Source organism: uncultured Albimonas sp., from assembly GCF_963977235.1.
GTDB lineage: Bacteria > Pseudomonadota > Alphaproteobacteria > Rhodobacterales > Rhodobacteraceae > Albimonas.
In genome coordinates this window covers 1-14,881 of the sequence record NZ_CAXBOD010000037.1, presented here as the reverse complement: position 1 = coordinate 14,881, position 14,881 = coordinate 1, and the positions used below count along the sequence as shown (strand labels likewise).

Annotated in this window: 10 protein-coding genes and 1 pseudogene; 2 read left to right on the top strand and 9 right to left on the bottom strand. The window is 74.2% G+C overall.

Features of this window, described 5'->3' with window-relative positions; genetic code table 11:
* Positions 1-14: 14 nt before the first annotated feature.
* The gene (locus tag AAC134_RS15910; protein ID WP_339950099.1) at positions 15-2,429 is read right to left on the bottom strand and encodes a calcium-binding protein; all 2,415 of its coding nucleotides are present in this window, start codon (positions 2,427-2,429) and stop codon (positions 15-17) included.
* Between the two features lie 442 nt (positions 2,430-2,871).
* Between AAC134_RS15910 and AAC134_RS15905 the strand changes: the two genes are divergently transcribed.
* Positions 2,872-3,807: a phosphotransferase gene (locus AAC134_RS15905; protein WP_339950098.1), complete on the top strand. Its 936-nt coding sequence runs from the start codon at positions 2,872-2,874 to the stop codon at positions 3,805-3,807.
* A gap of 16 nt (positions 3,808-3,823) precedes the next feature.
* On the opposite strand, the gene ilvN is transcribed toward AAC134_RS15905, so the two are convergent.
* Entirely contained in the window at positions 3,824-4,393 is a 570-nt protein-coding gene (ilvN, locus tag AAC134_RS15900; protein ID WP_339950096.1) for an acetolactate synthase small subunit, read from the bottom strand.
* Positions 4,394-4,531: 138 nt separating this feature from the next.
* Here ilvN and AAC134_RS15895 point away from each other — a divergent pair, with 138 nt between their 5' ends.
* Positions 4,532-4,960, top strand: a complete 429-nt coding sequence (locus AAC134_RS15895; protein WP_339950095.1) for a GFA family protein — start codon at positions 4,532-4,534, stop codon at positions 4,958-4,960.
* A gap of 25 nt (positions 4,961-4,985) precedes the next feature.
* Here the strand turns inward: AAC134_RS15895 and AAC134_RS15890 are convergent, their stop codons facing one another.
* The 7 genes and pseudogenes from AAC134_RS15890 to AAC134_RS15860 form a co-directional block, all read right to left on the bottom strand.
* The gene (locus AAC134_RS15890; RefSeq protein ID WP_339950094.1) at positions 4,986-6,740 is read right to left on the bottom strand and encodes an acetolactate synthase 3 large subunit; all 1,755 of its coding nucleotides are present in this window, start codon (positions 6,738-6,740) and stop codon (positions 4,986-4,988) included.
* A gap of 375 nt (positions 6,741-7,115) precedes the next feature.
* Positions 7,116-8,567 (bottom strand): MFS transporter, encoded by a 1,452-nt coding sequence (locus tag AAC134_RS15885; RefSeq protein WP_339950093.1) that lies wholly within the window; start codon positions 8,565-8,567, stop codon positions 7,116-7,118.
* A 444-nt stretch (positions 8,568-9,011) separates the two neighbouring features.
* Positions 9,012-9,926 carry a tRNA (adenosine(37)-N6)-dimethylallyltransferase MiaA gene (gene miaA / locus AAC134_RS15880; protein WP_339950092.1) on the bottom strand — a complete coding sequence of 305 codons (915 nt, stop codon included), beginning with the start codon at positions 9,924-9,926 and terminating at the stop codon, positions 9,012-9,014.
* A 194-nt stretch (positions 9,927-10,120) separates the two neighbouring features.
* Complete coding sequence (locus AAC134_RS15875) at positions 10,121-11,041, bottom strand: pseudouridine-5'-phosphate glycosidase (protein ID WP_339950091.1); 921 nt, start codon at positions 11,039-11,041, stop codon at positions 10,121-10,123.
* Positions 11,038-11,880: a PfkB family carbohydrate kinase gene (locus AAC134_RS15870; protein WP_339950129.1), complete on the bottom strand. Its 843-nt coding sequence runs from the start codon at positions 11,878-11,880 to the stop codon at positions 11,038-11,040. The genes AAC134_RS15875 and AAC134_RS15870 overlap by 4 nt, the downstream gene beginning before the upstream one ends.
* A 1,001-nt stretch (positions 11,881-12,881) precedes the next feature.
* Positions 12,882-14,249: an RIP metalloprotease RseP gene (gene rseP / locus AAC134_RS15865; protein WP_339950090.1), complete on the bottom strand. Its 1,368-nt coding sequence runs from the start codon at positions 14,247-14,249 to the stop codon at positions 12,882-12,884.
* A 54-nt stretch (positions 14,250-14,303) separates the two neighbouring features.
* Positions 14,304-14,881, bottom strand: a pseudogene (locus AAC134_RS15860) (1-deoxy-D-xylulose-5-phosphate reductoisomerase); the annotation flags it as partial.

Sequence of the window (14,881 nt, the reverse complement as noted above, 5' to 3'; positions counted from 1 at the left end):
CGGGGCGCCCGCGCTCAGACCAGGTCGAGGCTGCCGGGCGGCAGATGCTCGACCCCCGGCAGCTCGATCACGAAATCCGCCCGTCGGTCGCCGTCGACATCGCCCTTCAGCACCTCGTCGCCGAACGCAAGCTGGTGCTTGCGCCCCGTGAGCGCGCCGCCCAGCGTCCAGCCGCCATGGCGCGAATCCAGGTTGTCGAACACCATCATGTCGCCGGCGCCGAAATCCTCGATCCGCCAGCGGGCGCCCTCCAGCCGCCCCGGCCGCAGCGCGAAATCGAAGACGTCGCGCCCGCCGTCGCCCTCGATGGTCAGCGTTGCGGCGCGGATCTCGAACAGCTCGTCGGCGCGGCGCCCCGACAGCTCGATCCCCTCGCCGCGGATGTCGTAGCGCCGCACCTTGAAGACCCGGTCGAACACGTCGAGGTCCAGCGCCCCCGAGCCCTGCACCTCGACCACGCCCTCCACCCGATCGCCGGCCAGCGTCTCGACCGAGCGATAGGTCCCGCCCGCGGCCACGGATTCCTTGAGCATGTCCTGGCCCCGGCCGCCGTCCAGCACGCCGTGCCAGCCGCCGCTCAGCGCGAAGAAGAACCGGTCGTCGCCCAGGTGACCGTCCACCGAGTCGCCCGCGTGCGCCAGCCTCACGCGGTCGTCGAGCTGGGTGGCCGTCAGCGCCTGCGGCGTCCGGGGGTCGAGGAGGATCAGATCCGACCCCCGCCGCCAGTCGACGCCGCCGAGGTCGATCTCGCCCTCCGTCGCGATCCGCAGGTGGTCGCGCGGCGTGACCACCAGCCGCTCGATCGAGGTCAGCTCGACGTTGCGGGCGAGGTAGTCGGTGCGCAGCGTGTCGCGCCCCGGGCCGCCGTCGATCACGTCGTTCAGCTTCTCGGGGTCCAGCAGCCCGGTCCAGCCGAAGACATCGTTCCCCGCGCCGCCATAAAGCGCGTCGCGCCCGTCGTCGCCCTTGAGCCTGTCGTCGCCCGCGTGGCCGAACAGCGCGTCGGCGCCCTTCCCGCCATAGAGCCGGTCGTCCCCCTCGGCCCCATGGACCGTCTGCGACCCGCCCTGGCCGTGGATCGTCGCCGGGCCGTCCAGGTCGAAGTCCCGCAGGTCCAGCGCGCCGGCGCCCAGCAGCGCGGCGCCGTCGCGGGGGTTGATCACCAGCCGCTCGAACCCGGTCAGCTCCGCGCCCAGGTGCAGCCCCCGGTCGGAGACGACGTTCTTGACCAGCTCGAGCGTGTCGTAGCCCTCGCCGCCGTCGAGCACCTCGCCCGCCCGCATCCCGGTCAGGACATAGACCTTATCGTCGCCGGCGCCAGCGTAGATCAGATCGGTTCCCTTGCCGCCCACGATCAGGTCCCGGCCCTCGCCGCCCTCGATCCGGTCGCCGCCGTCCTGACCATAGAGCCGGTCGTTCCCCTCGCCCCCGATCAGCACGTCCGCGCCCTCGCCGCCGATCAGCGTGTCGCGCCCCTCGCCGCCGTCGAGCCGGTCGGCGCCCTCGCCGCCGTCGAGCTCGTCGCGCCCGCCGCGCCCGGAGAGCGAGTCGCGCCCCCCCTCCAGCCGGATCAGGTCGCGCGTGTCGTCGCCCAGCACCGTCTGGTCGGCCCGGCCGCCGACGATGTTGCGGCGCACGTGCGCCTCCTCGAAGGCGAGCAGATCGAGCGTGCCTTCGCCCCGCAGGCTCATGCCGTGCCGCGCCTCGAACACCTCGAACCCGTCCCAGGTCAGCCGCAGGTCGAACTGCGAGCCGCCGATCAGCGTGTCGCGCCCCTCGCCCCCCAGCAGGGTGGCGGCGCCCTTGCCCGCCGCCCAGCCGCCGGTCGAGACCACGTCGTCGCCTGCGCCCGCGTCCAGCAGCCCCTGCATCCGGTGGAGCTTGTCGCCGATGGTTCCGGTGCGCCGGACGCCCAGGGTCAGTTCGTCGTCCCCGTCGCCGCCGTAGATCGTCGTGCCGTGCTCGGCGTTCGAGGTCGCGCTGATCCGGTCCGCGCCCGACGTGCCCAGCACCGTCGCGCCGGCCTGGCTGACCCACACATAGTCGAGGCCCGTCGCATCGTGGCTGGCCAGGAACGCGGTCATGTCGAAGGTCGTGCGGCCCCACAGGCGCAGCGTGCCGGTCTCGTGGCCCTCGCCCCACTCGATCCGCTCGATCGAGTCCAGCTCTGAGCGCATGTCGAGCAGCAGCATGCCGCCCTCGCCGGCCAGCACGTCCTCGCCCTCGCCGCCGTAGTAGTGGGCGAGCAGACGCTTGGGATCGGCCCAGGTGACGGTGCGCTGCCAGTCCTGGCTGCGGACCACGAAGCGGTCGTCGCCCTCGCCGCCGAACAGGAAATCGTCGCCGCCGCCGCCGAAAATGGTGTCGTCGCCCGCGCCGCCGGTCAGCGTCTCGTCCGCCGACGTCCCTGTGACTTCGATCCCGCTCATGCCCCCGCCTTCGAATTGCTCTGGTGAAATGACGTTTCGTTCAGCTTCTGGCGCGATCCGGACGCTCCGTCCAGCCTGTCGGGGCGCAGCCCCGGCATGACGTAGGGACAGGCCGAACCGGACCCGAAGACCGCGCGCGGCCTCGCCGCAAGGCGCCCCGCAGCGCCACGGCGGGCGGCAGGGACGGGGTGGCGAGCGAGATCCCACCCCGGCAAGATCGCGCCCGCTTCCACTGCGTCGCGGTCTCTGGCGCCGCGTGAAATCCCGCTTGATGCCCGTAGCGAAACAGTCGCAGAACTGCAACCAGTTGGTCATGGAGGTCTCGTCCACGAGACGTCGGTCATAGCAGTCTCGTCCACGAGACGTCGGTCATGGCGGTCTCGTCCACGAGACGTCGGACATGGCGGTCTCGCCCCCGAGACCCGGAACAGGGATCCTTCCGGTGGATCAAGCCGTATCTATGCCGATGCGCGCGGCCAGCCTGCTGGCCAGACGCATGGGCGGCGAGCCCGAGGACTGGACGCTCGCGCCGATCGCGATCAAGCCGCGGACGGAGGCGCACCGCGGCGTCTACCTCGCCGCGCGCAGGGCCGACCGGGCCGGCGGACCGCCGCTGCGGCTTGCCGTGAAGATCTGCCAGACGGCCGAACGCGCGCTGAGCGAGCATGGGCGGCTCGCGGCCTGCTCGGCGCCCGGCGCGCCGCCCCTCGCGCCGCGGCCGCTGTTCGTGGACCGCGAGGCCGCCGGGATCGGCATGGAGCTGCTCGAGGGGCCGACCCTGGACCTGGCGCTGGGCGAGGGGGCGATCGAGCGCGACGCCGCGCTGCGGGCGGCGGGCGCCTGGCTTGCGGCCCTGCACGCGCGCGCGCCCAAAGCCTCGAGACCGCTGCGCCCGGGCCCGCGGGTGCAGGCGCTGCTCGGCGCCGGCCCCGAGCCGTGGCGTCCGCAGGCCTTCCAGGACCGGCTGCCCGCGCTGCGGCGCGCGGCCGAGGCGGCGCGGGGGGCCGAGCTGACCCTGGTCGTCGCGCATGGCGACTTTCACCCGCGCAACCTGGTGCTGACCGACGAGGGCCTGCGCGGCTTCGATTTCGGCCCCGAGGCGCGTCTGCCCGCGCTCGCGGATCTGGCCCGCTTCCTGGTGATGACCACCCTCTGGCGCCCCCGGCCCGGGGCCGGCGAGGGCGTCGCCCCCCTGGACGCAAACGCCCTGCTCGAAGGCTACGGCGCGCCCGAGGCCGCGTCGGCGGCGCTCGGGTTCTTCCTGTCGCTGCAGGCGCTGCGCTACTGGCGCCTGCGCGTCCACCTGCTGGGCGGAACGCAGGAGGACGAGGCGATCCGGCGGCGCCTGCTGGCGATGACGCGGCCGGCGGAGGCCTGACGCCCCGCCCGCGACCTCACATCGGGTCGGGACCGCGCTTGATCGCGGCGACGCCGGTGCGCGAGACGTCGATCAGACCCAGAGGGGCCATCAGCTCGACGAAGGCGTCGATCTTGTCGGGGGCGCCGGTCAGCTCGAACACGAAGCTGCGCAGGGTCGTGTCGACCACCGCGGCGCGGAACACCTGGCTCATCCGCAGCGCCTCGACCCGGGCCTCGCCGGTGCAGGCGACCTTGATCAGCGCCAGCTCCCGCTCGACCGAGGGGCCCTCCATGGTCAGGTCATGCACGTCGATGACCACCACCATCTTGCTGAGCTGGGCCTTGATCTGCTCGATGATTGCGGGCTCGCCGGTGGTCACCACCGTGATCCGCGAGCGCTTGGAGGCATGGTCGGTCTCCGAGACCGTGAGGCTCTCGATATTGTAGCCGCGCCCCGAGAACAGGCCGATCACGCGGGCCAGCACGCCGGCCTCGTTCCTGACCAGCACCGCCAGCGTGCGCCGCTCCTCGCCCTCGGCCAGCGTGGGGCGAAGCGAGTAGGCGGAATGGGCCGTCGAGCCCTGGGGAATGTTGAGCGCGTTCATCGTGTCGGTCTCCCGTCCCGGGCCGCGCGGGCGCGCGGCGGCCGGACCTGCGAAAGGGGCTGTGGACAGCTCGGCCCGGTCTCTGCGACGCTGGCGGGCGACGCCCCGCGCGGGGGGCCTCCGACAGGGGCGAGGGACATGGCCGAGACATATGCGGGGCGCTGCTTCTGCGGCGCGGTGACGGTGGAAGTCGAGGGCGAGCCGCTGGTGCAGGGCTTCTGCCACTGCGGCGACTGCCGCGGGTGGTCGGCGGCCCCGGTCACCGCGTATTCGCTGTGGCCCGCGGCGAAGGTGCGAATCACCGCCGGCGAGGACCGGCTGACGCGCTTCACCCGCGACGGCCGCACCGTGCGGCGGAGCTGCGCGCACTGCGGCGGCTCGGTGCTCTCGGAACAGACGGGGCACGGGCTCATCGACGTCTACGCCTCGATCCTGTCGGGCTTCGGGTTCGCGCCGCAGGCGCATGTGCACTACGCCGAGCGGATGATCGACATGCCCGACGGCCTGCCGAAGTTCCGCGATATGCCCGCCGAGGCGGGCGGCAGCGGCGAGATGCTCGCCGACTGACCGCCGCGCCCCGGCGGGCGCGGCCTCAGACCAGCACCGAGCCGGTGACGTCGATCGCGCCCTCGGTCGAGGCGTCGCCCAGCAGCATCTCGTTGTGCGCCTTGCCCGAGGGGATCATCGGGAAGCAGTTCTCGTGCTTCTCGACCATGCAGTCGAAGATCACCGGACCGTCATAGTCCAGCATCTCCATGATCGCGTCGTCGAGATCGGCCGGATCGGTGCAGCGGATGCCCTTGCAGCCGAAGGCCTCGGCCATCTTCACGAAGTCGGGCAGCGCCTCGGAATACGAGTGCGAATACCGCTCCCCGTGCAGCAGCTGCTGCCACTGGCGGACCATGCCCAGACGCTCGTTGTTGAGGATGAACTGCTTGACCGGGGCCCTGTACTGCACCGCGCAGGACAGCTCCTGCATGGTCATCATGAAGGACGCCTCGCCGGCGACGTTGATCACCAGGCTCTCGGGATGGGCGATCTGCACGCCGATCGAGGCGGGCACGCCGTAGCCCATGGTGCCGAGGCCCCCGGAGGTCATCCAGCGGTGCGGCTCCTCGAAGGTCAGGAACTGGGCCGCCCACATCTGGTGCTGGCCGACCTCGGTGGTGATGTAGCGGTCGCGCCCCTTGGTCAGCGCCTCCAGCCGCTCGACCGCGTACTGCGGTTTGATCACCGAGCCGGAGTTCTTGTAGGTCAGGCACTTGATCGCCTTCCACGCGTCAATCTGGGTCCACCAGCCGGGCAGGCGATCCTTGCGGGTCTGGGCGCCGCGGGCCCGCCACTTGGCCAGCACCCGCGCCAGCGTCGTCGCCACGTCCCCCAGGATCGGAACGTCGACATGGACGTTCTTGTTGATCGAGCTGGGGTCGATGTCGATATGCGCCTTCTTCGAGTGGGGCGAGAACGCGTCCAGCCGCCCGGTGATCCGGTCGTCGAAGCGCGCGCCGATGCAGAACATCGCGTCGCAGCCGTGCATGGCCATGTTGGCCTCGTACATGCCGTGCATGCCGAGCATCCCCAGCCAGTTCTTCCCCGAGGCCGGATAGGCGCCCAGACCCATCAGCGTCGAGGTCACCGGGAAGCCCGTCTCCTCGGCCAGCTCGCGCAGCAGGCGCGAGGCCTCCAGCCCCGAGTTGATCACCCCGCCGCCGGTGTAGAGGATCGGCCGCTCGGCGGTCTCGATCATCTCGACCATGGCCATGACCGCGTCGTCGTCGGGCTCCCGCCGCGGGTTGTAGGGCAGGGCCTCGGCCTCGGAGGGGTCGTTGTAGGTTCCGGTGGCGAACTGGACGTCCTTGGGGATGTCGACCAGCACCGGACCGGGACGCCCCGCCATCGCGACGTGGAACGCCTGGTGGATGGTGTCCGCGAGCTGGTTGGTCTCCTTCACCAGCCAGTTGTGCTTGGTGCAGGGGCGGGTGATGCCGACGGTGTCGGCCTCCTGGAACCCGTCCGAGCCGATCAGGAAGGTCGGAACCTGCCCGGTCAGGACGATCATCGGGATCGAGTCCATCAGCGCGTCGGTCAGCCCGGTGACGGCGTTGGTCGCGCCCGGCCCCGAGGTCACCAGCACCACCCCCGGCTTGCCGGTCGAGCGCGCATAGCCCTCGGCCGCGTGGGTCGCGCCCTGCTCGTGGCGGACCAGGATGTGCTTGATGTCGTTCTGCTTGAAGATCTCGTCGTAGATCGGGAGCACGGCGCCGCCGGGGTAGCCGAACACGGTGTCCACGCCCTGGTCCTTCAGGGCCTGGACGACGATCTGGGCGCCGGTCATTTCGCGGGGCATCGGTGCTATCCTCTGACGTCTTCTGTGGGTCGGGCGGAGGGGGCTTTCGGGCGGCCTGCGTTGGGGGGTCTGCATCGCATCGGGCACAAAAAAACCCCCGGTCGAGGGGGGCATGCGGGCGCTTGGGGGACGAGAATCTCGTCCGCCTTCAGTCGCGCCCGGTCCTAAGTACGATGGGGGCCATGTCTTCGCCTTCCGTCATTCCGCGGAAGGGTGACTACCGGCCGGGGCGGGGCCGGTCAACCCCGAAACCCGCTCCGCGCGGAGAAAATTGCGCGCGACGCCCCCGCCGCGCAATTTTCCGCGATCTCGCCGTCGCGTCGCCGCGCCGATCCCGTCCCGCTCTTGCGGTCAAGGCGGCCCCCGCGCGGGGGCTCAGCGGCGCAGGAAGGCCCGCAGGCCGACCAGGCTCAGCGCCACCGCGGGCAGCGTGGCGAGGAAGATCCAGCGGGCGGCGCCGGCCAGCGCCTGCGGGTCGCGGGCCTCGGCGAAGCCCGCGGCGTTGGCGGCGACCCCGGCGAAGGCCGCCCCCACGGCATAGCCCAGCTGCTCGGAGGTCGGCAGGCCCGAGGCGACGCGCCCGCGGTCCTCCTCGGCCGAGTGCGACAGCGCTCGGCGCAGCACGAAGGTCCAGGCCATGCCGAAGCCCGCGCCCTCGACGATGCCGATCGCCACGATCGCCCACACGGGGCCATGGGGAAACGCCAGCGCCTGGGCCAGCGGCGTCGCCGCCACCAGGCACACGCCGATCGTGATCGCCAGCGGATCGCGCCGCTCGGGCCAGGACGAGACGGTGATCGCGGCGAGGCTCCAGGTCACCGACAGCGAGGCCAGCGCCAGCCCCGCCCCCAGCGCCGAGACCCCGTGCAGCCGCACCAGCAGCACCGGCCCGTAGGCGAGGTAGGGGACGGTCGCAAAGCACAGCGCGAACATCATCAGCAGGGACGCGCCCGCCCGGTCCGACAGCCGGAAGGCGCCGGGCGGGAACATCCGCCCCTCGCCCCGGCTGGCGTCGCGCCGGAACGCGGCCACCAGGCAGCCGACGCCGGCGAGCAGCAACAGCCCCGTGCGCAGCGGGGCCACCTCGACCCCGCCGGCCGCAATCAGGAACACGCCCGCCGCGATCAGCGCGAGGCGCACCACCGGCGGGCGCGCGGCGACCGAGGTCTCGGGCCGCCCCCCGCCCGCGCCCTTCAGCCCGAAAGCCAGCAGCATCGCCAGCGCGACGGCCTGCGCCGCGAACACCCAGACCGCGCCTCGCCAGCTTCCCGCGGCCACGAACGCGCCCCCGAACAGCGGCCCCAGCAGCGCCGAGACCCCCCACAGCGTCGAGATCACCGCCACCACCCGCGCGGTCAGCCGGCGCGGGAACAGCTGCCCCGCGGCCACGAAGCCCAGGGCCACCAGCCCGCCGCCGCCGACGCCCTGGATCAGCCGCGCGCCCAGCACCACCGGCATGCTCGGCGCCAGCGCCTGCGCCGCGCAGCCCAGCGCAAAGACCCCTGCCGCCACCGTCATCACCGGCTTCAGCCCGCGCCGTCGCGCCGCCAGCCCCGCCACCGAGGAGGCCGAGATCGAGCCCACCAGATAGAGCGCCGTCGACCACGCCACCCAGCGCTCGCCCCCGATGTCGTCGAGCATCGCGTCAATCAGCGTCGCGGTGACCATCGAGTTGGCCGCATGCAGCCACACCGCCAGGCTGACCATCGCCAGCGCGGGAAAGTGGGCGCGGGTCAGCAGCTCGCCCCAGCCCGCGCCGCCCGAGGGCGTGCCGGAAGGATCGGGCGCGGGCGCGGGCGAAGGGGCGGGCGAGGGGTCGGCGGTCATGCGGGGCTCCGGCGGGTCATGGCGTGCGGCTTCACAGGCTGGGACCTCGAGCGCGCTCGAGGTCAAGGGCCGAGGTCGAGGGCCTCGCGACGCAGGCCGCGGCACGCCCGGAGGGGATCGGGATCGCCCCGCCAGACGGGGCTGGATCGCGGGGCAGGGGACGGCGCGCAAGGGACAGGGCGGCGCGCGAACAATCAGCGTGGCACGAAGCCGCCCCCGACCGCCCCCGGCGCTCTGCGCTGACCGCCGCCGGCGCCCTGTGAAGGCCGCCCCCGGCGCTCTGTGAAGCCCGCCTCCGGCGCCATGAGCGGGACCGCCGCGCGCGTGGCCCGCGTCCCGGCCGGGCCACGCCTCCCGCCCGCCCACCCCGGCGCGCCCCGGCCGGGCCGCTCCCACGGGCGCGCAGGGGACGAGGGCCGCCCCCGGGACCCTCCGCGGCCGCCGTCACCGCAGCCGCTCGAATCCCTCCTGCGGGCTCTGCGCCGCGGGCCACGCGCCCAGCCGGTTGCGCATCCAGGTCAGCTGCCGCTTGGCATAGCGCCGCGTCGCCTGCACCGCCGCTTCCCGCGCCTGCGCGAGCGTCATTTCGCCCCGCAGATGCGCCATCAGCTCCCCCGCCCCGATCGCCTTCATCGCGCTTGGCGAGGCGTCCTGCCAGTCCAGCGCCGCGCGCGCCTCCTCCAGCGCGCCGCCCGCCAGCATCTGCTCGAAGCGCCGCTCGATCCCGGCATAAAGCGTCTCGCGCTTGGGCGTCAGCCGCAGCGCCCGGACCTCGCCCAGCGGCGCCAGCGGCGGCGGCGTGGCCGCCTGCAGCTCCGAGAGCGGCCGGCCCGCGACCTGGAACGCCTCCCACGCGCGCATCACCCGGCGGGGATTGCGCAGATCGAGGCGCGCGTGGGCGGCCGGATCGATGCCCGCCAGCTCCTCGGCGAATCCCTCGAGCCCCAGCTCGGCCAGGCGGGCCTCGGCGGCGGCGCGAACCTCGGGCGGGGTCTCGGGGATCTCGGCCAGCCCCTCGGTCAGGGCCGCGAAATAGAGGCCCGTGCCCCCCACCACGATGGGCGTCCGCCCCTGCGCCCGGGCCGCCGCGATCTCGGCGCCCGCCTCGCGCAGCCAGCGCCCGGCGGAATGCGTCTCGCGCACCGGCACGTGGCCATAGAGCCGGTGCGGCGCCCGCGCCTCGTCCGCCTGCGAGGGCCGCGCGGTCAGCACCCGCCAGCCGTCGTAGACCTGCAGCGCGTCGGCGTTGAGGATCACGGCGGGCATGGTCTCGGCCAGCCGCAACGCCAGCCCCGACTTCCCCGAGGCGGTGGGGCCGGCGATCAGGATCGGACGCAGGTCGGGGGCGGCGCTGGACATGCCGCGCTGATCGCGCGCGCCGCGCCCGCGGTCAACCCGGCGCGCCGCCTCTCGGGCCCGGGCCCATGCGCCCCGCCCCAAGGACCCGCCAGGCGCCTGTTTCCTGGTGAGGTCCCGAAGCGGCCTCCCCCCTCCGAACCGCTCGGCCGTCCCGCCTGTGCTCCAGATCCTTCCCCGACCCAGCCGCCTACCGCTCAGTCCCGCGGCAGCGCGGCGAGCTCCCGGGCCACCTGCGCGGCAAGCCGCGCGTTGTTGAGCGCCAGCGCGATGTTGGCCTCGAGGCTCGCGCCGTCCGTCAGCTCCAGGATCCTCCCCAGCAGAAACGGCGTCACCGCCTTGGCCGAGATCGCCTGCGCCTCGGCCTCCGCGATCGCCTGCGCGATCAGGGGGGCGAGGGTTGCGGCCGGGATCTCGGCCTCGGCCGGGATCGGGTTGGCGAGCAGCTGGCCCCCCTCGATCCCCAGCGCGCCGCGCATCCGGTGGGCGCGGGCGACCTCGGCGGGCGCGTCCATGCGCAGGGGAGCCGGCAGGCCTGAGTCGCGCGACCAGAACGCCGGGAAGGCGTCCGTGCGCCAGCCGATCACGGGGACCCCGAGCGTCTCGAGCACCTCGAGCGTCCTGGGCAGATCCAGGATCGCCTTGGCCCCCGCCGCGACCACGGTGACCGGCGTGCGGGCAAGCTCGTGCAGGTCGGCCGAGACGTCCCAGCTCGCCTCCGCGCCCCGGTGCGCGCCGCCGATGCCGCCGGTGGCGAAGACCTCGATCCCCGCCAGACGCGCGCAGATCATCGTGGCCGCGACGGTGGTGGCGCCGGGCCGGCCGGCGGCGAGCGTCGCGGCGAGGTCGGCGCGCGACAGCTTCGCGACCTCGCGCGCGTCGGCCAGCCGCTGCAGGTCGTCCTCGGCGAGCCCCACCCGGATGGCGCCGTCCATCACCGCCATCGTGGCGGGCGCGGCGCCGGCCTCGCGTACCGCCTCCTCGAGCGCGCGCGCGACCTCGAGGTTGCGCGGATGCGGCAGGCCGTGGGTGATGATCGTGCTCTCCAGCGCCACCAGCGGGCGGCCCGCCTCGCGGGCGGCGGCGGCCTCGGGCGACCACAGCAGAGGGGGGGTCATGTCAGGGTCTCCATGCGGGCGCGGGCGGCGCGCAGGCCGGCCTCGAGCGCCTGCGCCCCGTCCTCGCCGCGCAGCCGGGCGTCGAGAAAGGCGGCGAACAGGGCGTCGCCCGCGCCGGTCGCCATCAGCAGGCTGGGCTCGGGCGGGGCGGGCAGGGGGATGCGGGCGACGACGCCGTCCGCGTCCGCGCAGGCGGCGGGAGCGGGGCCGTCGGTGACCACCGCCTCGCGCAGGCCGAAGGCGCGCAGGGCGGCGGCGGCCTCGGCGGCCTCGGCGAAGCGGCGCCCGGTCAGCGCCTCGGCCTCGGCCCGGTTGCAGATCAGCAGGTCCAGCGCCCCCAGCAGCCCCCCCAGCCGCGCGGCGCGGGCCGGCGAGGCGGGGTTGGCCACCAGCCAGGGACGCGCGCCTGCGGGCAGGGCGGCGTGGGCGGCGACGACGGCGGCGAGCGTCGGCTCGGGCAGGTTCGCCTCCAGCACCCAGGCCGCGGCGTTGGCGGCGGTGGGGGTCAGCACGGGGCGCAGATGCTCGGGCGCGGCGCCCTCGCAGCCGGGCAGGTCGGCGACGGCGGCCGCAAGCCCGCCCGCCCCGTCCTCGATGGCCAGATACAGGCCCGTGGGCGCCTCGGGGCCCATCCGCCGCAGGCTGACGCCCCGCGCGGACAGGCGGGCCGCAAGCGAGGCCCCCTCCGGATCCCGCCCCACCGGCGCCGCCAGCACCGTGGGCCGGCCAAGCGCCGCGAAGGCGAGCGCGAGGTTCAGGGCGACCCCGCCGGGCCGGCGGATCATCCGGCCGGGCATGTCCCCTCCCGGCGCAAGCGGTCCCGAGGGCCGCCCCACCATGTCCCAGTGCGCCCCGCCGAGGCAGAACACCGCCGGGCCGCGCGGCGCGGGCCGCGGGGCCGAGGCGGCGGAGGGCGCGCTCGCCGGTCCGGGCGCGCGCCCAAGAGGGGCGCCGAGCGGCTCGCCGGCGACCGGCGCATCGGGAGAGGGGTCGGGACGGTCGTCCTTCATGGGGCAGGGCTCGCCTCGAGGCCGGATCGGGAGGGACGCGCGACGACCGCGCCGGGCGCCGTCTCGCCGCGCCGCCGCGCCGAGGGCCCGCGCGCGCCGGGCAAGGCGCGCAGGGCGGCGGTCGGCGCGGGGCTCGGGTCGGGGAGCATCCTGTCTCCGGACGTTTCGCAGAGAGGCCGAGTCTCCGCCGCCCGCGCGCCGAGGTCAATCGGCGCCCCCGCGTCCGGGCGCGCGACGGGTCGGCGCGGGGGGACGCAGGCGGCCGGGCGCCTGGGCGGGGCCCGCGCCGGCCCAGGGTCCCGCCAGCGACCGGCGCGCGGCGAATGGCGTGCTGCGAATGGAGAACCGTGGCCTGCCCCGGTCGCAACGCAGCCAAGCCCGCCCGCAGGGCGCCTGTAGACCGATTGTGGAAGGAAGGCTCTGCAGGCGCCCTGCGGGCGGGCTTGGCTGTCGGGCGCCGGCGACGGAGGGGGCGCGGGAGGGTCGAGGGCGGGAGCCTCCGGCGGGCTCCTGACTCACCCGGGAACAGGGCCGCGCCTGTCCCCCGAAGCCGTCCGTCGCTGAAGATGCCTGAGCGACTCGCCCGCCCCGGTCAAGGACAAGCCCCCTGCGGGGGTCGCTGCGCGATCCTTGACCGGGGCGGACGAGTCGCTCCGGTCGGCATCGCGACGGACGGCTCCGGGGAACAGGCGCTTCGCGAGGGGACCGGGGGCGGGCGCCCGGGGCGCGCGTGGGAGGGCGACGCGCGGACGGGGCGGCCGGTCGAGGGGGCGGGGGACGGGGCAGGGCGCCCGCGGCCGGGACAGGGCCGCGGGCGAAAGGGGTATGGCTCAGAGGCCCATCAGGTCGTTGTAGGTCACGAACACCATCAGCCCCACCACCAGGGCCAGGCCGACGCCGGTCGCGTATTCGGAGGCCTTCTCGCCCAGCGGACGGCCGCGCAGGGCCTCGATCGCATAGAACAGCAGGTGGCCGCCGTCGAGCACCGGGATCGGGAACAGGTTGATCATCCCGATCGAGGCCGAGATCATCGCGATCATCCCCAGAAAGGCGACGATCCCCGCCCCCGCCGCCTGACCCGACAGCGAGGCGATCTTGATCGGACCGCCCAGGCCCGAGCTGTCGGCCTCGCCGCCGATGATCGCGCCCACATAGGCGAAGGACGAGGCGATGATCTGCCAGGTCCGGATCGCGCCGATCTCGACCGCCTCGAACACGCCCGGCGTCACCACCTCCGGCGCCAGACGCGGGATCGCGGTGACCCCGATCAGGGGGCGCATCTCGATGCCCCCCTCGGGGGTCGGATAGGGCTGCATCTTCGCGGTCAGCATCGTCTCGCGCTCGCTCGCGCCGTCCGAGAGCACCATGGTCACCGGCTCGCCGCCGCCCGAGGCGATCACGATCCGCTGCAGGTCGGCAAAGGCGCCCACGCTCTGCCCGTCGACCGACAGGATCCGGTCGCCGGGACGGAAGCCCGCCTCCTCGGCCGGGCTGTCGGGGGTCACCGCGCCCACCACCGGCGGGATCGCCGCGGTGGTCTCCAGCTCCAGCACCTCGCCCCCGCGCCGCACCGTCACCGCGAACCGCTCGCGCCCCGGCTGCGCGTCCGAGGCCTCGGCGAAGGCGCGCGAGATGTCGGCGAAGCTCGCGACCTCCACCCCCTCGACCGAGAGCACCTCGTCGCCCACCTGCAGCGGGTCCACGCCCTGCGCCGTCACCGAGGCGCGTTCGTCCAGCGTGCCGATCACCGGGCGGTCCGACCCGATGCCCAGGCTCATCGCGAGGCCCGCATAGATCAGGATCGAGAGGATGAAGTTGAACCCCGGCCCCGCCGCCACCGCGAGCGCCCGCTTCCACAGCGCCGCCCCGGGGAACGAGCGCGCCCTCTGCGCCTCGCTCATGTGCTCGAGCTCATGCAGGTCCGCGCGCGCCGAGGCCGCGTCCCCGTCGCCCAGGAACTTCACGTAGCCCCCCAGCGGCAGCACCGCCAGCCGCCAGCGGGTGCCGCGCCTGTCGGTCCAGTGGAACAGCTCCTTGCCAAAGCCGATCGAGAACACCTCGGCGTGGATCCCGCACCAGCGCGCCACGATGTAGTGCCCGTACTCGTGGATGAACACGACCACGCCCAGCACGACGATGAACGAGGCGACGGCGAAGCCGATGCCGCCGGCGCTCGACAACAGGGAGAACGCGTCCATGGGACCTCCGAAGGGGCGCCCGGGGACCCCGAGCGCGGATGAACAGCCGCAAAGCTAGGCGAAAGCCGCGCCTTTTCCCAGACCCGAGGCGCGCACCCGCGCCGCGATCCGCGCCCCCGCCGCCGCCCGCGCATGGATGTCCATCGCGAACACGTCGTCGAGCGCGCGCGCCGGCCCGAAGGGCGAGAGGGCGGCCAGCACCTCCTCGACCACCTGGGCCATGCCCATGAAGGGCAGGCGGCGGTCCATGAACGCCTCGAGCGCGGCCTCCTTGGCCGCGTTCAGCGCGCAGCCGGCGAGGCCGCCGGCCTCCATCGCCTCGCGCGCCAGGCGCAGCGCGGGGAAGCGGACCGGATCGGGGGCCCGGAACTCCAGCGCGCCGATGGCCGCGAGGTCCAGACGCTCCACCGGCAGGGGGGCGCGGGCGGGGTGGTGGAAGGCGTGGCCGATGGCGTGGCGCATGTCGGGCGCGCCCATCTGGGCGAGCACCGCGCCGTCCACATAGGCCACCATCGAATGCACGATGGACTGGGGATGCACCAGCACCTCGACCTGGTCGGGGCGCAGCGCGAACAGATGCATCGCCTCGATCATCTCCAGCCCCTTGTTGAACATCGAGGCGCTGTCGATCG